This is a genomic window from Streptomyces sp. NBC_00012 (genome assembly GCF_045040875.1).
Lineage (GTDB): Bacteria > Actinomycetota > Actinomycetes > Streptomycetales > Streptomycetaceae > Streptomyces.
On the sequence record NZ_CP108309.1, the window covers coordinates 1,925,363 to 1,943,543 of the forward strand.

Genomic DNA, 18,181 nt, shown 5'->3' on the forward strand with positions numbered 1-18,181 from the left:
GTAACCAACCGGAGCAAACCGTAGTCTTCCGGAGGTTGTTGGTACTTCGGTGGCGCCACATTGGCAGAGCGCCGAGCGATAAAGGGATGATGTACACGGCGGGTTTACGCCGTGGCCGCTTTCCGCCATGGACGGACACCCGGCGACGGCGACATCGTGCGGAATCAACGCGTCCGGGAGGGGTCCGGGGATGCTGGGAGCCATAGGGCTCGACGAGATACAGGAGTCGACGTACCGCGCGCTCGTGGCGGTGGGGGCCGCGGAGGTGTCCGATCTCGCGCACCGGCTGGCGCTTCCCGAACCGGACACCGAGCGGGCCCTGCGCAGGCTGGAGCAGCACGGCCTGGCCGCGCAGGCTTCGGCCCGCACGGGACGTTGGGTGGCGGCTCCGCCCGGCGTGGCACTGGGGGCGCTGCTGACCCAGCAGCGCCACGAGCTGGAGCAGGCGGAGCTGGCGGCGGCGCTGCTCGCCGAGGAGTACCGGGCGGAGGCCGCCGAGCCGGCCGTGCACGATCTGGTCGAGGTGGTCACGGGGGCGAGTGCGGTGTCGCACCGCTTCCACCAGTTGCAGCTCGGCGCGACGAGCGAGGTGTGCGCCCTGGTCACCGGGAAGCCGATCGCGGTCAGCGGAATGGAGAACGAGGCCGAGGAGCAGGCCGCGACGCGCGGGGTGTCGTACCGGGTGGTGGTCGAGCGCGAGCTGCTCTCGATGCCGTCCGGGATCATGGAGCTGTCGGCGGCGCTGAGCCGCGACGAGCAGTGCCGGGTCATCGACCGGGTGCCGACCAAGCTGGTCGTCGCCGACGGCGCCCTGGCGATGGTGCCGCTGACCGGGCGCGGTGCGGAGCCCGCCGCCCTGGTGGTCCATGCCTCCGGGCTGCTGGAGTCGCTGATGGGGCTCTTCGAGGCGGTGTGGCGCGAGGCGATGCCGCTCAGGCTGGGCGAGGGCAACCAGCTCCGGGACGAGGAGACGGGGCCCGATCCGACGGACCTGGAGATCCTGTCGCTGCTGCTGGCCGGCCTGACGGACGCGAGCGTGGCGAAACAGCTGGAGCTGGGGCTGCGGACCGTGCAGCGCCGGGTGAAGGGCCTGATGGAGCTGACCGGCGTGTCGACCCGGCTCCAGCTGGGCTGGCACGCGTACGAACGGGGCTGGGTCTCCCGCACGCCACGGTTCTGAGAAGCCCCGGCCCGGCCTGGGAAGCCCCGGCCCGGCAGCCGCGACAGCACACCGTCACGCCTCCGGTACGGCCCTGAGCTGCGCCGACGCCCTCGGCCCCGGGTGCGCTGACGGGCGGGACCGGCCGGACTCCGGCAGGCTGGTCAGATGAGCGTGTGGCAACTCGTCGCCGTCGGCCTCGTCATGCTCCTCGGCCTGCTGGGCGTGCTGGTACCGGGAGCACCCGGGCAGGCGATCGTCTGGGCCGCCGTGCTGTGGTGGGCGCTGACCGACATGACGCCGGTCGCCTGGGGCGTACTCATCGGCGCGACGGCACTGCTGCTGTTGAACCAGGCGCTGAAGCCACTGCTGCCGCCGCGCCGCCCGCGCGAGACGGGAGCGCCGCGCAAGACCCTGATGCTCGGCGGGATCGGCGCGATCGTGGGCTTCTTCGTGGTGCCGGTGATCGGTGCGGTCGCCGGATACGTGGGGACCATCTACGGGGCGGAGCGGCTGCGGCTCGGCAGCCACGGGGCGGGGTGGACATCGGTGCGCTCGGTGATGCGGGCGACCGGCTATTCGGTACTCGTCGAGCTCTTCGCGTGCCTGCTGGTGGCAGGAGCCTGGCTCGGCGCGGTGATCTGGGGCTGATCACATCCCGGCCCGTGGCATCTGGATCACGTCCCGCCCCTGTGGCATCTGGATCAGATCCCACCCTCCTGACATCTGGTTGGACACTGTCCAGATACGCGAAAATACATCGGATCTCTCCTGCTCCATTGACGCGGCAATACCCCGCACCTACCTTCCCTCAAGGAATAGCTCGGATGAATTGAAGCGCCTGCGTACGAGTCGCCAGGAGAAGCCTTGCCCACAGCACCGGACCCCTCCCGCCCGCCCCGGACCGAAGCCTCATCCCCGTCCCGCCCCGCCCCTTCGCGCAGGACCGTGCTCGCCACCGGCACCGCGATCGGCGGCGCACTCGTGACGGCCGGCACGGCCGTCCCCGTCCTGGCCGCCACCCCGGCCGCACCGGCCGCCCCTGCCCCCACCACCGTGCACTCCCCCGACGACAGCTGGCGCACGGTCCTCGACGACGCCGACCTGCTCTGGCAGAAGCTGCCGAAGACCTGGTACGAAGGCCCGTACCTGGGCAACGGCCGCCTCGGCTCCGGCATCTACGCGGAGCCCGGCGCCACCACCCGCGCCGTGCGTTTCAACGTCCAGCACTCCGAGGTCCAGGACCACCGCGCCGAGTTCGGTTCGCTCTTCGGCCTCGCCCGCCTCCCCATCGGCCACTTCACCCTGGAGCCGGTCGGCACCATCACGGGCATCGAGTGGTGGATGCGGCTGCGCACCGCCCAGCTCGAAGGCACCATCACCACGACCGCGGGCACCCTGAAGCTCCGCGCCCTCGTCCACTCCACCAGTGATCTGCTCGCCGTGGAGATCACCCCGAGCGCGGGCGAACAGGACTTCCGGTGGGTCTTCCACCCGGCGGAGGCGATCAGCCCGCGTGCCGCCTTCAAGCCCCTGCCGGACGGCTACACCGGCAACCCTCCCGCGGTGACCGAACAGCACGGCGACACCACCGCCGCCGTCCAGCCACTGCTCGCGGGCGGCCACCACGTCACCGCCTGGCGCGAACGCGCCAGGGGCACGACCCGCACCCTCTACGTCACGGTTGCGCACTCCCACCCCGCGACCTCGGCCCGCGACCGTGCGCTGCGTACCGTCGGTGCCGCTTCCGAGCTCCCGTACAGCGCGCTCGCCGCACCCCATCGCACCTGGTGGGACCGGTTCTACCGGAAGAGCTTCCTGTCCCTGCCCGACGCCCGGCTGCAGCGCTTCTACTGGATCCAGCTCTACAAGACCGCGTCGGCGGCCCGCAAGGACGCCCCGGTGATGGCCACCTCCGGCCCCTGGCTGGAGCCCACGCCCTGGCCCAACACCTGGTGGAACCTGAACGTCCAGCTGGAGTACTGGCTGATCCACGGCTCCAACCACCTGGAACTGGACGCCGTCACCCGCGCCCTGAGCGAATTCCGGGACCAGCTCTCGCGCGAGGTCGCCGCCCCTACCGGGCCGACTCGGCCGGCATCCCCCGCACCACCGATCCCCAACTGGTCAACGGTGCCTCGGTGACCGACGGCGGCTACGGGGTCGGCATCCCCGGCCAGGACCCGCCCACCCCCGAGGTCGGCAATCTGACCTGGGCGCTGCACAACGTCTGGCTCTCCTACCGCCACACCATGGACGAGTCGATCCTGCGCGACACGCTCTTCCCGCTGTTGCGCAAGGCCGTCAACTACTACCTGCACTTCCTGACGCCCGGCGCGGACGGCAGACTGCACCTCCCGGCGACGTTCTCCCCCGAGTACGGAGTCAACGCCCCCGACTGCAACTACGACCTGATGCTGCTGCGCTGGGGCTGCCGCACCCTGCTGGAATCCGCCGAGCAGCTCGGTGTCCGCGACCCGCTGACCGCCCGCTGGCAGGAGGTGCTCGCCAGGCTCGCGCCGTACCCGGTCGACACCAACGGGTTCGTGATCGGCGCAGGGGTGCCGTTCGCGAAGTCGCACCGCCACTACTCGCACATGCTCGCCGTGTACCCGCTGTACGAACTGACGGGCGCGACGGCCGACGAACGCGCCCTGATCGAGAAGTCCCTCGCCCACTGGGTGGGCTTCGAAGGCGCCCTGCAGGGCTACACGTTCACCGGTGCCGCGTCGATGTCCGCGCTGCTCGGCAAGGGCGAGGACGCGCTGAAGTACCTCGGGCAGCTGATGAGCCACTTCATCCAGGCGAACACCATGTACAAGGAGTCGGGCCCGGTCATCGAGACCCCGCTCTCGGCGGCCCAGTCCCTGCACGACATGGTCTGCCAGTCGTGGGGCGGCACGATCAGGGTCTTCCCGGCGCTGCCCGCCGCCTGGCGCGAGCTGACCGTGCACGACTTCCGGACCCAGGGCGCCTTCCTGCTCAGCGCGGTACGCCAGGAGGGCCGGACCCGCTGGGTGCGGCTGACCAGCGAGGCCGGCGCACCCTGCGTCGTACGCCATGGCATCGACGGCCCGGTGGAGGTCCGCGACCGGCACGGACGGCCGCTGGAACACGAGGAGCAGGCCGACGGCATGGTGCGCATCCGCCTGGGCAAGGGCGAATCGGCACTGATCACGGCACGGGGCGACCGCCCGGACCTGACCGTCCGCCCGGTGCCGGCGAACGAACCCGCGCCGCGCTGGGGCCTGCCCGAGTGAGCCGATCGACAGCGGCGTCCGGCAACTGGCAGGCTGGCGCGATGCGGATACCCAGACGTGCAGCCAGAGTCGCGATCCTGGACCCGACGGGGTCGGTCTTCATGCTCCGGTACGACAACGAGGAAGTCGGCGTCCACTGGGCCATGCCCGGCGGCGGGATGGATCCGGGCGAATCACCGCTGCAGGCGGCTCGGCGCGAGTTGCGCGAGGAGACCGGATGGACCGACATCGAGATGGACGGCACCCTGCTCTGCCTGTGGGAGCACGACTTCACCAGGGCCGGGGTGCCGGTTCGCCAGCACGAGCACATCTTCCTCGCGCGTGGCCCCCGCCAGGACCCGGTCGGAGACCTCGCTGCTTCGCACGCCGCGGACAAGATCCTCCGGTGGCGATGGTGGTCGCCGGCCGATATGGCCGGTGGTTCCGAGCCGTTGTGGCCGCCGCAACTGCCCGAACTGCTCGCCGCCGTGCGGGAAGCCGGTGCGCCCGCGACCCCTGTCGACCTCGGTTTCGTCCGGAACGGGCTCGTCGGCGGAAGCTGATCGTGTGCGGGGATCAGCGAGATCCGGAGCAACTCACCGGATCTCGAACGTCACAACAGCCCCAGGTGTCGCACCCCGTACGAACGCCAGGGCCGCCACCGGTCCGCCTCGGGCCGGCCGGCCGGATCCACATCCGGGTCACCGAGCGCACGCATCCTGATCAGCGCCGCGGCTGCCGGGCCGATCCCCGGCAGCCGCAGCAGCGCCTGCTCGGCCTCGTCGCGGTCGGCCCCGGCGTCCAGCCGTACGTCCCCGTCGGCGAGTCCGGTGGCCAGCGCCCGCAGCTCCGGGCCGCCGTCGGCACCGGCCAGCACTCCCGGCTCGGGGAACACATGCGTCAGCCCGCCGCAGGGCACGTCCAGGACCTTCCCGTACGTCTCCACCAGCCGCTCCGCCTCTTCCCGCCCCACCAGCGTCCGTACCGCGAACTCATCCGGGTCCGCGGCGCCCGGCGACCGCAGCCCCGGACGGGCGGCGACGCCCGGTGCGAGCCGCGGGTCGGCGCCGAGCCGCTCGTCCACGGCGTACGGATCGGCGTCCAGGTCGAACAGCCGCCGCAGCCGCTGGACGGCCGTCGTCAGGTCCCGTAGGTCCGTGAGATGGATCCGGGCGTCCAGCCAGGCCCCGGCGGACCGCTCGTCGACGGCCACGATGCCCGTGCCGTACGGGAGCCGCAGGGTGCGCCGGTAGATACGGGCACCCGGCTCACCGCTGACCTCCTCGATCCGGGCGACCGTCTCGGCGGCCAGGAGGTCGAAGACCTCGCGGGTCGCGTACGGCCCGCGGTGGGCGAGCCGCAGCGGGATCCCGGTGGTGCGTGCCTCCCGGACCGCCGCACCCAGCCCCGTCCTGGCCTCGGCCCGCAACGCGCTCGGTGTGCGGGCGTAGATCTGCCGGATCGTGTCGTTGAACTGGCGCACGCTGGCGAAGCCCGAAGCGAAAACGATCTCCGTCACGGGCAGCGCCGTCGTCTGGAGCAGCACCCGTGCGGTATGGGCCCGCTGGGCACGCGCGAGCGCCACGGGGCCGGCGCCCAGCTCGGCGTTGAGCTGCCGCTGCACCTGGCGTGAGCTGTAGCCGAGCCGGTGCGCGAGACCGGGCACGCCCTCCCGGTCCACCACACCGTCGCCGATCATCCGCATGGCACGGCCCACGACATCGGCGCGTACGTTCCATTCCGCGGAGCCCGGCACCGCGTCCGGGCGGCAGCGCCTGCAGGCCCGGAAGCCGTGGCCCTGCGCGGCGGCCGCGGTCGGGTAGAAGCGGACGTTCTTCCGCTTGGGCGTGACGGCGGGGCAGCTCGGCCGGCAGTAGATGCCGGTCGTCTCGACGGCGAAGAAGAACTCCCCGTCGAAACGGGCGTCGCGGCTGCTCACCGCCTCGTACCTGGTCCGTTCGTCCATCACACCGTCCAGTGTGCGGCACCCACCGGTCCCCGACTGGCGGTTTTCGGACGTGGACCAGCGGTCGGCGGCCATGAGCGGCCACCGACCGGGGAACACCGCCTACCGCACCCGGCCCCGCTTCGCCTCCATGGCGAACCGGCCCTCGGCGCCCTTGCGCTTCCAGTCGCGCAGCATCTCCGACCGCATCCGGGCATCGGTCTTGGCGGCGATGCGCTGGTTCTCCCGGATCAGCTTGCGGAAGCTGTCGAGGCGCCGCTCGTGCAGCGAACCGTCCTCGACCGCGGCGAGCACCGCGCAGCCGGGCTCCGACTCATGGGCGCAGTCGTGGAACCGGCACTGCTCGGCCAGCTCCTCGATCTCGGAGAAGACCTGGCCGACGCCGGCCTCCGCGTCCCAGAGTCCGACCCCGCGCAGCCCGGGGGTGTCGATCAGTACGCCCCCGGAGGGCAGGAGCAGCAGATTGCGCGTGGTGGTGGTGTGCCGGCCCTTGCCGTCGACGTCCCGCGCGGCCTGCACCTCCATCACGTCACGGCCGAGCAGGGTGTTGGCGAGGGTCGACTTGCCCGCGCCCGACGCCCCGAGCAGCACGCTCGTACCGCCCGAGACGATGGCGGAGAAGACATCGACGCCCTCCCCCGTGGCGGAGCTGACGGTCAGCACCTGCACACCGGGCGCGACGCCCTCGATGTCCTGGACGAGGTAGGACAGCGTGGTGGCGTCCGGTACGAGGTCGGCCTTGGTCAGCACGACGATCGGCTCGGTCGCGCCGTCACCGGCCGGCCCCCCGCCACCCAGCAGCGCGTCACCGCTGGAGCTGGACATGGCGAGCGCGAGGAAGCGCTCCACCCGCCCCAGGTCGAAGTCGACCGCGAGCGAGAGGCAGATGACGATGTGGTCCACATTGGTGGCGAGCACCTGGCCCTCGGAGCGCTGCGAGGACGTCGAGCGGACGAAGGCGGTACGCCGCGGCAGCAGCGTCCGTACGAACTGCGGGTCGCCGTCGGGGTCGACCGCGACCCAGTCGCCGGTGCAGACGATCTTCATCGGATCGCGCGGGACGACGAAGGCGGTGTCGGCGCGGAGCGTGCCCTGCGGAGTGACGACATCACACTGACCACGGTCCACCCGCACCACGCGCCCGGGCAGCAGACCCTGCTCGGCGTACGGTGCGAATTCGGCCGCCCACGCGTCGTCCCAGCCGTACGGGGACAGCGGATGCGACGCGGACGAACCCTGAAGAGAGGAAACAGAAGAAAGGAAGGACGGGAAAGACAAGGGAAACCCTTCAAAGGGTGGCCCCGGCAACGCGCACACGGGCGCGGAGAGTTGCGGAGTAGGTCAGCCGGCGACCACGGGGGTGGGAACGATGCTCTTCGAGTTGTGGGCAGCGCCCATCGCAACGACAGTCATCACAGTCCTCACCTCCAGGTTCAAGCACGGGACCGACAGCGGGAATCGGTCTCCGCCGTCCGGAACAGTGGACACCATAGCCCGGGCGCATCGACCGGCTCAACACATTTGATCGAGGCCGGCGATCCGCGTCCCTGAGCACTTCGGACAGAGACGGCCCGGATCAGTTTCACCGGAGATATCCAGCTATATACCTCGATCAGGTGAAACACATGCACAACGACCAGTCCGGGGCCGTTATGGTGCCGAGCATGACCTCACCCCAGACCTCCACCGGCACGTTCACACAAGCCCAGTTGGGCACGATCACGCTGATCGGATGGAGCGGCGAACACCCTGCCGACGGCCACGATGTCGCCTTCCTGCTCGTCTACTCGCTGGGCGACGGCGCGGAGGGCCCGGCCGTCGGCGAGGCCGCCATGCGCACGGCCCTGGAGCGAGCGGGACTGCCGGTCGGCAGCGCTCCGGTGTACGCCGCCGAGAACCCGGGCCTCCCCGTGAAGCTGCTCGTCCAGGCCGGCCAGGCGGTCCTCACGCTGCCCCACTTCACGGCGCAGTACCCCGCACCGCCCGAGTGGCTGGCCGCGGCCGGCCAACGGGGCGAGGTGCACACCATGTTCGCCACCCGCCCGTGGCCGCAGGGCACACCGGGCCGGCCGGTGAGCGAGGAGCTGCTGCGGTCCTTCGCGGCCGACCCGGAGGTCATCACGACCTCCGCCCATTGCGTCGTCCCGGTACGCAGCCTGGGCTGACCCGCCCCGGGTGCGCCGGATGCCCACCGTCCCCGTGGCGCGGTGGGCATCCTTGTGCGTGGGGCCCTGGGGCGGTTGCCCCGGATCCTGCTGTGCACCGCGGTACGGGAGGCCGCGGGGTGAATCCCCCGGGCAGCCCGCACCTCGGGTGCGTCAGTCGTTGGCGATCCCGTTGCCCGAGAGCACCGGGATGTCGTCGACCAGGTGCGACAGCGGCTCGTCGCCCTTGGCCTGGGTGGAGTTCTCGGCGCACTGCTGGTTCTGCGGCGAGGACAGCACGTTGACGTCCTGGACCGCGACCGGCACCAGTACGCCGACGAGCGAACCGGCGTTGGCCTTGAGCGGCAGACCGACGCAGGCCTTGTTCAGCGTGCCCTGGACGAGCTGGAACTGCGGGCTGCCGTCGCCCTGGGTCACGCTGTTGCCGAACTCGTCCACGGCGCCGTTGCCGTTGACCGACGTGGTGCCCCCGTCATTGCTGATCGCCATGGCCGCGGGGGCCGCGGCGGCGGACAGACCGACCAGGGACACGGCCACTGCTGCGCCGGCCATCATCTTCTTCATCACGCTTCACCTTTCGGAGCGTCCCGTTGTGGAACGTACTGATCAACCCGCTACGGAAGCGTCGGTTCCGCAGTACCACTCAAAAGGGTTCGATCCGGCATGAGTTCGACGGCTGGTGGTTACCCGTCGGCGACCTCGCCGGAGGTGCGGGCCGCTGGAACCCGGCCGCCCGCGCACGACCGGTCGGGCCCGGTCGGCGGTGCGTGCCCCGGACCGCCGTGGGCCGCCTGCCACTCGGCGAGCAGCCGGTCGTAGATGGGTGTGCCGTCCTGTGCGTGCCACTGCGGGCCGCTGGGGCGTTGACTGTCGTACTGGTCCATGTGTGGCCCCTACCCGGTGCGACGGGTGAGGGCTGCCCGCACTACGGCAACCGGCCCAGTCCGCCCGCCCCTTCGAGGGGGCGCGGCGCCCCGGACACACGAGTGGGACCGGTACATCCGGGCGGCCGGAGAACGGCTGCCGCGTCGATGTGACGGCCCCACGGGTGTTTCAGCTACTGCGTGCAGGCGGGCTCGAAGCTGCCCGCGGCACGCTCCCGTGCCGATCCGTAGAGGTCAGCGAGGAGCGTCCGGAGCGGTACGGCCTCAGTTGTTGCCGGCACCGTTGCCGGAGAGGATCGGGATGTCGTCCAGGATGTGCGAGAGGGCCTCGTCACCCTTGGCCTGGGTGGAGTTCTCCGTGCACTGCTGGTTCTGCGGGGAGGCCAGGACGTTGATGTCCTGGACCGAGACCGGAACGACCCCGAGGACCGAACCGACGTTGGCCTTGGCCGGCAGCGCGATGCAGGGCTTGTTGAGCGAGCCCTGGATGAGCGCGAACTGCGGGCTCATGTCGCCGTGGGTGGCGGAGTTGCCGTACGACTGCATGGCGTCGTTGCCGTTGACCGACGTCGTGCCACCGTCGTTGCCGATGGCCATGGCCTGCGGGGCGATCGCGGCGGAGACGCCGACGATCGAAGCAGCGACTGCTGCCGAGGCCATAATCTTCTTGATCATGAAATAGCCCTTCTGGGTTTTCTGTTTCCCGCCTGTCCGGAGCGTCCTGATCAACTCGCGACGACGGGGATGGTTGTGCCGGTTCACTCGAACGGTGCTTATATGTTCGGTTGTTCGCCGAATTCACAGCACCGGAGGAATGCGAAAGGCCGGGGCCGGCCGGGAACCGCTGTGCCGCGACCGGTCAGCCGCCGACCGGCAGGCCGCCGATGAGCGGGGCCGCGCCCTTGGCCGCACCGGTGGCCTGGTCGGCAAGCTTGGTGACGGTGCCGTTCTTCTGCACCGACTCGGCGGCGCCACCGACCGTGTCGACGATCGGGTCGACAGCCTGCGGGGCGCTCTCCACCACCTGGTTGATGCCTCCGTTGAGGCTGAAGTTGGGGGCCGTGGCGTTGGTGACGGCGAAGGCGGGAGCAGCCGTTCCGAGCGCAACCACGGAACCGGCAACGAACGCAGCAGTCTTCGCGTACTTCACTTTTTTCGGGTTCCCTTCTGCAGCGGCATCTCTTCGGTCGCGCACCCGCGCCGCACGAGCCTTCTTTAGCCGTGCCTTCTGCCGCTTTCGCCCTGGGTAACGATGCGGTTGCGACACGGCAACTGGACGGGGCCGCTTTTCTGCGGAACCACCCGATCGAATGCCGGAGAGAAAGCAGGAAGGCCCCGGATCGCATCGAATGCGTTCCGGGGCCTTCCGGTCACGAGCGTTCGGCCCGTCCGACCAGAGGTCAGACGTTGGCGCAGTTGTTGCCGAAAGCGGGGTTGAGCAGACCGATCACGTCCACGGTGTTGCCGCACGCGTTGATCGGGACGTGAACCGGGATCTGGATGGAGTTACCGGACAGCACGCCCGGGGAGAGGGCGGCACCGCCCTCGGCGCCCGAGTCGGCGAAGGCGGGGGCGGCGGCACCCATCGCCATCAGGGTTCCGGCGGCGATGGCGGCAACCTTGGTGTACTTCACTTTTGTTCCCTTTCTTCGACGGAGTCCGAAGCAGCAACGTCTTTCGTGCCGCACGAGCGCGATCCTGATCACTCGTAACTCCGCCGCTGCAATTCATAACGATTTAAGACTGGAGACGAAACTCTTCAGTCAGAAGATTCTCGGAAAACCGCCCGAATGACGCAATGCCGAACGCTCGACATCGCCGGCCGGATCTTCCGACAATCTGATGCATCCATTCCGGGGAATGGCAGCAACAGGCCCGGGCCGCGCGGAGGAGGAACGCCGGCGGCCCGGGCCTGTCGTTGCGGCTGGATCAGCTGCGGATCAGCTATTGCCGGCACCGTTGCCGGAGAGCACCGGGATGCCGTCCAGGATGTGCGACAGCGGCTCGTCACCCTTGGCCTGGGTGGAGTTCTCGGCGCACTGCTGGTTCTGCGGCGAGGACAGCACGTTGACGTCCTGGACCGCGACCGGGACCAGGCCGATGAGCGAACCGGCGTTGACCTTGGCCGGCAGGCCGACGCAGGGCTTGTTCAGGCTGCCCTGGACCAGACCGAACTGGGGGCTGCCGTCACCGTGGGTCTCGGCGTTGCCGAACGACTGCGAGGCTCCGTTGCCGTTGACCGAGGTCGTGCCGCCGTCGTCGCCGATGGCCATGGCCTGCGTCGCGCCCAGGCCAAGGATGGAGGCGGCAACGGCACCCGTAGCCAGAACCTTCTTGATCACGATTAACCCTTCTCGTGCTGGATGCCCCGTACCGGAGCCCCCTGCCCAACTCACCACCGGGCGTTTGGTTCTCTCCATTCACCCGAATGCCCAGGGGTGCGCACAGCAGTACGAAACGGCACTTCGGAGGGGTGCGGGCGAAAACGTTTCCGCCCCGTCGCCCCGCCGCACCCAACAGCCTTTTTCGCACCCGTCGAGTCGAGCGCCCATGCGCGCCGGACGAGCCCGTGCCGAGCCGTATGTGTACTCCATTCGGGTGGTCATAAAATTTCCACGACCGATCGGGTTTCCTCAACAAATTCTCCTCGTTATGAGTGACACAAGCGTGCAGGTTCGGGCGCGCTTGACCGGCAGAAGCAGGACTCATCACACGAAGAACGCCTCTTCGTGGTCTCTGCGCTTTCCGTGACCGCCGCTTGCCGCGTCGTGCACGGGCGCCGCCGGGATGGCCGCCCGGCGGTCTCCGCACCGGCCTGATGAAGAACCGCGAGCCTTCTGCTCGCACGGAATGTCCTAAGAAGGGGCAACCAATGCGAAAAGCCTTGAGTAAGAGCGTGCTGGTGATGGCGGCGGCGTCGGGGATCCTGACCGCAGCCGGTGGATACGCGTTCGCGGACGCCTCCGCCGACGGTGCGGCCGTCGGCTCGCCCGGTGTCGGCTCGGGCAACAACGTGCAGGTGCCGGTGCATGTGCCGGTCAATGTGTGCGGCAACACGGTGAATGTGATCGGCCTGCTGAACCCCGCGTTCGGCAACGAGTGCGTGAACGCGGACGGCCAGGGCGCGGGGGGCCGGGGCGCAAGCGCCGAAGGCGGCGCGATCGGTTCCCCCGGGGTCCTGTCCGGCAACAACATCCAGGCTCCGGTGGACGTTCCGGTCAATGCCTGCGGCAACACCGTGGGTGTCATCGGTGCGCTGAACCCGGCTGCCGGGAACACCTGCGGGAACGTGGACGGGCCGGCCGTCGAGCCGCCGGTGATCGAGCCTCCCGTGGTCGAACCGCCCGTCGAGCCTCCAGTGGTCACACCCCCGGTCACGCCTCCAGTGGTCACGCCCCCGGTCACGCCTCCGGTGGTCACGCCTCCGGTGGTCACGCCTCCGGTGGTCACGCCCCCGGTCACACCCCCGGTGGTCACGCCTCCGGTCACGCCTCCGGTGGTCACGCCTCCGGTCACGCCTCCGGTGGTCACGCCCCCGGTCACACCCCCGGTGGTCACGCCCCCGGTCACGCCCCCGGTGGTCACGCCCCCGGTCACGCCCCCGGTGGTCACGCCCCCGGTCACGCCTCGCGACGGTGAACCGCGGACCGGCGTCGAGCCCAAGGCCACCGCCGGGCAGCTGGCGCACACCGGTGCCGATGCCAACCTGGGAATGGCCGGCGGGGCCGCCGCGGCCATGGTGCTCGGGGGAACCCTGCTGGTCCGCCGTACCCGCGCCTCGAGGAGCTGACCGGCTCAGGCGCTGGATAGTCGACAGACAGCGGACCCCCGAAATGCAGCGGTCCGTCGTCGCAGCCGGGGCTGTGACGACGGACCGCTGTCCTCCGGTTCCAGGGCGGGGCTCAGACCCGGCTGAGCCCCGCCCGGTCCAGGCAGGCCGCGATCTCGGCGGTCTCGACCGCGTCCAAGCGGCGCATCGGCGCGCTCATCGCGTTCGTCCCGATGATCCCGCGCAGCATGAGTGCCGTCTTGAAGGCGCCGAGGCCCGCGGCGGTGGCGGACGCCGTGCCGGGACGGGCCGCGCGAACAATGTCGAACAGAGCGACCAGGCGGTCCTGTTCGGCCCTGGCCGCGCCCCAGTCGCCCCGTACCGCAGCCTCGTGCAGACGTACGTAGCCGTGCGGGTCCACATTGCCGAGCCCGGGGACCGAGCCGTCCGCGCCCGCCAGCATCATCGCGTCGACCACCAGTTCATGCCCGGTGAGCACGGAGAACTCCGGGAGTTCACGGGCCCCGATGGCCAGACGGCGGAACGAGCCGTCGTCGCCGCTGGAGTCCTTCACCCCGGCCAGCACACCGTCCGCGGCGAGCGGCAGCAGCAGCAGCTCCGGGTCGAGCTTGCTGTGTACGCAGACCGGTACGTCGTACGCCACGACCGGCAGGTCGAGGGCGGCGGCGATGTCGCGGAAGTGGCGGTCGATCTCGGTGGCGTGCGTGCGCGTGTAGAAGGGGGCGGTGACGACGACGGCGTCGGCGCCGAGCCCCTCGGCGGCGCGGGCCCGCTCGATCGCCCGGTCGGTGGTGGTCTCGATCGCGCCGACGAGTACCGGGACCTGACCGGCGCAGGCGGACGTGATGACCTCGATGACCTCGTCCTGCCGGCCTGGCGTCAGATAGGCGGTCTCACCCGAGCTGCCGAGGGCGAACAGGCCGCTGACACCGCCGTCGAGCAGATGCCCCACGACCCGTTCCAGGGAGGGGCGGTCGATCTCGCCGTCCTCGGTGAGCGGGGTGACGACGGGCGGGATCACGCCGGTCCAGCGGGGGTTCCGGGAGGTCATACGGTGCTCCTTGCGGATGGTACGGGGGACGTGGGGATCTGGGGGTGGACGCAGTGCCAGCGGTGTCCGTCCCGGCCGGAGGCCGCGACGGGAAAGACCGGGGCGCAGGCGTCGTCGGCCTTCCAGCAGCGAGTGCGGAACGGGCAGCCGGACGGCGGGTTGGTGGCCGAGGGCACGGGGCCGGTGAGCACGATGCGCTCGGTGGTCTCCAGCAGGCTCGGGGTCGCGGAGAGCAGCGCCTCCGTATAGGGGTGCGCGGGCGCGCCCGCCACATCGGCCGCCCGCCCCTCCTCGACGATCCGGCCGAGATAGAGGACAGCGAGGCGGTCGGCGAGGTAGCGCACCGTCTGGATGTCGTGCGAGATGAACACCATGCCCAGGCCCAGGCGTTCCCGCAGGTCGACCAGGAGGTTGAGGACCTGGGCGCGGACGGAGACGTCGAGGGCGGAGGTCGGTTCGTCGGCGACGATCAGTTCCGGTTCGAGTGCCAGGGCGCGGGCGATGGCGACGCGCTGGCGCTGGCCGCCGGAGAGCTGTCCGGGCAGGGCAGCGAGGGTGTGGCCGGGCAGGCCGACCAGGTCGAGGAGCTCCTCGACGCGTGCCTCGCGCGCCTCGCGGGTGCCCCGCTTGTGCACGTCGAGCGGGTCGCGGAGGATCTGACGGACCGTGAGCCGGGGGTTGAGAGCGGTGGACGGGTCCTGGAAGACGACGCCGACGGCTGAGCCGAAGTCGTCGCGGCGCTGTGCCGCTGACATCGCCCACAGATCGCGGCCGTGGAAGCTGACCTGGCCCTCGGTGGGTTTCTGCAGTCCGGTCAGTACCCGGGCCAGGGTGGACTTGCCGCAGCCGGACTCGCCGACCAGGCCGACGATCTCGCCGCGCTCGACCTCCAGGCTGGCATCGGTCAGGGCGTGCACGGAGTCCCGGCGGAAGAGTCCGCCGCTGCGTGCCTTGTGGCGTACGTGGACGCCGTCGATCCTGATCACAGGGCGCTCCCTTCCGGCTGTGCGGCCTTCGCGGGGTGGTGACACGCGAAGCCGTGGTCGTTCACGGCGTCGTGTGTGGTGAGTTCGGGTGCGGTGGTGCGGCACAGGTCGGTGGCGGCGTCGCAGCGCGAGGCGAAGCGGCAGCCGGCGCCGAAGCCCTGGGGTGCGGGGACGATGCCGGGGATCTGGTGCAGCCGGTCGGCGCCGGCCTCCAGGGAGACGACCGAGCCGAGCAGGCCGCGGCTGTAGTGATGGGTGGGGCCGGTGAGTACGGAACGGGTGGCGCCGATCTCGGCCAGGCGGCCCGCGTACATCACGGCGACGCGGTGCGAGAGGTCGCCGACGAGGGCGAGGTCGTGCGAGACGAGGACCATGGCGAAGCCGAGTTCGTCGCGGAGTTTCACGAGAAGCTCGACGACCTGGGCCTGGACGGTGACGTCCAGGGCGGTGGTCGGTTCGTCGGCGATGAGCAGGCGGGGGTCGCGGGAGAGCGCCATGGCGATCAGGACGCGCTGGCGCTGGCCGCCGGAGAGCTCGTGGGGGTAGCTGCGCAGGGTGCGTTCGGGGGCGAGTCCGACCAGTTCCAGGAGTTCGGCCGGGGTCTTCGTACCACCGCGCGAGGTGAGCTGTTCGAGCTGTGTGCCGACCAGGACGGAGGGGTTGAGGGAGGAGAGCGCGTCCTGGTAGACCATCGCGATCTCCGGGCCCATCAGTGCCCGGCGTTCCTTGGGCGACAGGTCCAGCAGGTTCCGGCCGCGGTACAGGATCTCGCCGCCGACCTCGGCGTTGCGGGCGAGCAGGCCCATCACGGCGAGGCTGGTGATGGACTTGCCGCAGCCGGACTCGCCGACCAGGCCGAGCGTCTCGCCCTCGTGGACGGTGAAGTTCAGCGAGTCGACGACGGGGATCTGTCCGTATCGGTAGGGGAAGCGGATCGACAGGTCCCGTACGACGAGGAGTTCGGCGGCGTCGTCCCGTACCGGGGTGATGGTCGGCCCGGTGGTGTTGATGCGGTCGGCGAGCCTGGTGAGGGCGGCGTCGACGTCCACGGCGGAGGCGGTCTCGACCGGGTCGGGTGCGGTGACCTCGGTGGGGCCGGCGACGGCCTTGGCGCTCCTGGGCGCGGCGGAGGCGTCGGTGAGGCCCTCGGAGAGGATGTTGAGGGCGAGGACGGTGATGAGCAGGGCGAGGCCGGGGAAGAAGGTGGCCCACCAGCCGCCGGCGAGGAGGATCTGCCGGCCGTAGGCGAGGACGCTGCCCCAGCTGGGGTCGGGGTCCTGCACCCCGGCGCCGATGAAGGAGAGGCTGGCCTCGAAGATGATCGCCTCGGCGACCATGACGGTGGCGAACACCATGACCGGGGCCATGCAGTTGACGGTGACGTGGCGGAGCACGATGTAGCCGCGCCGGGCGCCGATGACCTTCTCGGCGGCGACGTAGTCCTCGCCGTACTGGGAGAGCACATTGGCGCGGACCACGCGGGCCAGCGACGGTGTGTAGACGAAGGCGATGGTGAAGATGATCACTGGGACGCTGGTGCCGAAGACCGCGACGAGGACAGCGGCCAGCGCGATGGGCGGGAACGACATCACGACATCGAGGGTCCGCATCACGGACTCGTCGCCGAGCCTGCGCGAGGTGGCGGCGACCGATCCGAGCAGCGCGCCGGCGATCAGCGCGGCGGCGGTCGCGCCGAGGCCGATGACCAGCGAGTAGCGGGAGCCGTGCACGACCCGGGCGAAGACATCGCGGCCGGCCCGGTCGGTGCCGAACCAGTGGGCGCCGTCGGGTGCCTGCACCGGGGTGCCGGTGGTCAGCGGGTCCTGGGTGAACAGTGGGGCGAGTACGGCGCCGAGTACGACGACGATCAGCACGCCGAGGGCGATGCGGGAGGTGACCGGGAGGGAGCGGAACGCGATGCCCGGTCGGGACAGCTTGTTGGCCAGACGGCCGGTGGCGAACATGTCACACCGTCCTGATGCGCGGGTTGACCAGCAGATAGAGCAGGTCGACGATGACGTTGACCACCAGGAACGCGATGGCGATGGTCAGTACGGTGCCCTGGACCAGGGCGACATCGCCGCCGGTGACACCTTCGAGGATGAGTTTGCCCATGCCGGGCAGGTCGAAGATCGCTTCGATGACAACGGCGCCGCTGAGCATGTAGCCGACCTTGATGCCGAGCACGGTCAGCGGGGTGACGAGCGCGTTGCGCAGCACCGAGCGGATCACCAGCAGCGGCGGCAGGCCGTTGCCGCGGGCGGTGCGTACGTAGTCGCGGTCGAGTTCGGCGACCATCGAGGTCCGTACGAGCCGGGCGAGGGACGCGGAGACCGGGAGCGCGAGCGAGATCGCGGGCAGGGCCATGGTGGTGAGCCAGCCGCCGAAGGAGTCGGCCGGGTTTGGTGTAGCCGCCGGTCGGGAAGATCCGGGTGTTCAGTGCGAACTGCTGGATGAGGAGTACCCCGAGCCAGAAGGACGGGATGGCGACCCCGGCCATGGAGACGACCCGGAACAGCTGGTCGGGCCAGCGGTCCCGGTACATCGCGCCGGTCACTCCGAACAGCACGGCGAGCACGACCGCGAGGAGCAGTCCGAGCAGGGTCAGCTGGAGGGTGAGCGGGAAGGCGGCCGTGATCCGGTCGGCAACGGGCTGGCTCGGCGGGACGGTCATCCCGAGGTCGAGGTGGAGCAGTTGGCCGAGGAAGTGGAAGTACCTGACCGGGAGCGGGTCGTCGAGGCCGTTGGCCTCGGCGAAGGCCGCTCGGGCCTCGGGGGTGGCGCTCTCCCCGAGCGCGTTGAAGGCCGGGTCGGCCGGCGAGAAGTGGAGCACCACGAAGACGAGCAGCGCGATGCCGAGGATCATCACCGGCATCATCGCGACGCGGCGCAGCGCGAGCCGGAGAAAAGCAACCATCGTCGGGTTCCTTGCGGTTGGGCG

16 protein-coding genes and 2 pseudogenes are annotated in these 18,181 nt (G+C 70.5%); 6 read left to right on the forward strand and 12 right to left on the reverse strand.

The window, feature by feature from the left end; translation table 11 throughout:
- The first annotated feature begins 190 nt into the window (after positions 1–190).
- The 4 genes and pseudogenes from OHA19_RS08945 (at position 191) to OHA19_RS08960 (ending at position 4,961) form a co-directional block, all read left to right on the forward strand.
- Positions 191–1,180 carry a helix-turn-helix domain-containing protein gene (locus OHA19_RS08945; RefSeq protein ID WP_405717731.1) on the forward strand — a complete coding sequence of 330 codons (990 nt, stop codon included), beginning with the start codon at positions 191–193 and terminating at the stop codon, positions 1,178–1,180.
- 147 nt (positions 1,181–1,327) lie between these two features.
- Entirely contained in the window at positions 1,328–1,810 is a 483-nt protein-coding gene (locus OHA19_RS08950) for a DUF456 domain-containing protein (RefSeq protein WP_350985301.1), read from the forward strand.
- A 297-nt stretch (positions 1,811–2,107) separates the two neighbouring features.
- Positions 2,108–4,419, forward strand: a pseudogene (locus OHA19_RS08955) (glycosyl hydrolase family 95 catalytic domain-containing protein).
- 41 nt (positions 4,420–4,460) lie between these two features.
- Complete coding sequence (locus OHA19_RS08960; RefSeq protein ID WP_405717727.1) at positions 4,461–4,961, forward strand: NUDIX hydrolase; 501 nt, start codon at positions 4,461–4,463, stop codon at positions 4,959–4,961.
- Positions 4,962–5,011: 50 nt separating this feature from the next.
- Here the strand turns inward: OHA19_RS08960 and OHA19_RS08965 are convergent, their stop codons facing one another.
- Together OHA19_RS08965 and rsgA are read right to left on the reverse strand one after the other, a co-directional pair.
- Entirely contained in the window at positions 5,012–6,364 is a 1,353-nt protein-coding gene (locus tag OHA19_RS08965; protein WP_405721964.1) for a DNA-3-methyladenine glycosylase 2 family protein, read from the reverse strand.
- Positions 6,365–6,466: 102 nt separating this feature from the next.
- Positions 6,467–7,642, reverse strand: coding sequence for a ribosome small subunit-dependent GTPase A (rsgA, locus tag OHA19_RS08970; RefSeq protein ID WP_405717724.1), 1,176 nt, complete (start codon positions 7,640–7,642; stop codon positions 6,467–6,469).
- Positions 7,643–8,028: 386 nt separating this feature from the next.
- Here rsgA and OHA19_RS08975 point away from each other — a divergent pair, with 386 nt between their 5' ends.
- Complete coding sequence (locus OHA19_RS08975; RefSeq protein WP_405749854.1) at positions 8,029–8,529, forward strand: DUF5949 family protein; 501 nt, start codon at positions 8,029–8,031, stop codon at positions 8,527–8,529.
- Between the two features lie 153 nt (positions 8,530–8,682).
- On the opposite strand, the gene OHA19_RS08980 is transcribed toward OHA19_RS08975, so the two are convergent.
- The 6 genes from OHA19_RS08980 to OHA19_RS09005 form a co-directional block, all read right to left on the reverse strand.
- Positions 8,683–9,093, reverse strand: a complete 411-nt coding sequence (locus OHA19_RS08980; protein WP_405717718.1) for a rodlin — start codon at positions 9,091–9,093, stop codon at positions 8,683–8,685.
- Positions 9,094–9,212: 119 nt separating this feature from the next.
- Positions 9,213–9,413 carry a hypothetical protein gene (locus OHA19_RS08985; protein WP_405717716.1) on the reverse strand — a complete coding sequence of 67 codons (201 nt, stop codon included), beginning with the start codon at positions 9,411–9,413 and terminating at the stop codon, positions 9,213–9,215.
- 264 nt (positions 9,414–9,677) lie between these two features.
- Positions 9,678–10,088, reverse strand: coding sequence for a rodlin (locus OHA19_RS08990; protein WP_405717714.1), 411 nt, complete (start codon positions 10,086–10,088; stop codon positions 9,678–9,680).
- 184 nt (positions 10,089–10,272) lie between these two features.
- Entirely contained in the window at positions 10,273–10,563 is a 291-nt protein-coding gene (locus OHA19_RS08995) for a hypothetical protein (RefSeq protein ID WP_124721268.1), read from the reverse strand.
- Positions 10,564–10,813: 250 nt separating this feature from the next.
- On the reverse strand, positions 10,814–11,047 hold the full coding sequence (locus OHA19_RS09000; protein WP_358948515.1) for a chaplin: 234 nt from the start codon (positions 11,045–11,047) through the stop codon (positions 10,814–10,816).
- Positions 11,048–11,353: 306 nt separating this feature from the next.
- Complete coding sequence (locus OHA19_RS09005; RefSeq protein WP_405717710.1) at positions 11,354–11,755, reverse strand: rodlin; 402 nt, start codon at positions 11,753–11,755, stop codon at positions 11,354–11,356.
- A 530-nt stretch (positions 11,756–12,285) separates the two neighbouring features.
- On the opposite strand from OHA19_RS09005, the gene OHA19_RS09010 reads away from it, so the two are divergent.
- Positions 12,286–13,203 (forward strand): chaplin, encoded by a 918-nt coding sequence (locus OHA19_RS09010; RefSeq protein WP_405749855.1) that lies wholly within the window; start codon positions 12,286–12,288, stop codon positions 13,201–13,203.
- 112 nt (positions 13,204–13,315) lie between these two features.
- Here the strand turns inward: OHA19_RS09010 and OHA19_RS09015 are convergent, their stop codons facing one another.
- The 4 genes and pseudogenes from OHA19_RS09015 to OHA19_RS09030 form a co-directional block, all read right to left on the reverse strand.
- The gene (locus tag OHA19_RS09015; RefSeq protein WP_405717705.1) at positions 13,316–14,254 is read right to left on the reverse strand and encodes a dihydrodipicolinate synthase family protein; all 939 of its coding nucleotides are present in this window, start codon (positions 14,252–14,254) and stop codon (positions 13,316–13,318) included.
- Positions 14,251–15,240 (reverse strand): oligopeptide/dipeptide ABC transporter ATP-binding protein, encoded by a 990-nt coding sequence (locus tag OHA19_RS09020; RefSeq protein ID WP_405717702.1) that lies wholly within the window; start codon positions 15,238–15,240, stop codon positions 14,251–14,253. Before OHA19_RS09020 ends, OHA19_RS09015 begins: the two co-directional genes overlap by 4 nt.
- Positions 15,237–17,204 carry a dipeptide/oligopeptide/nickel ABC transporter permease/ATP-binding protein gene (locus OHA19_RS09025; RefSeq protein ID WP_405717699.1) on the reverse strand — a complete coding sequence of 656 codons (1,968 nt, stop codon included), beginning with the start codon at positions 17,202–17,204 and terminating at the stop codon, positions 15,237–15,239. Before OHA19_RS09025 ends, OHA19_RS09020 begins: the two co-directional genes overlap by 4 nt.
- Position 17,205: 1 nt before the next feature.
- Positions 17,206–18,157 (reverse strand): annotated as a pseudogene (locus tag OHA19_RS09030) (ABC transporter permease).
- Positions 18,158–18,181 lie beyond the last annotated feature (24 nt).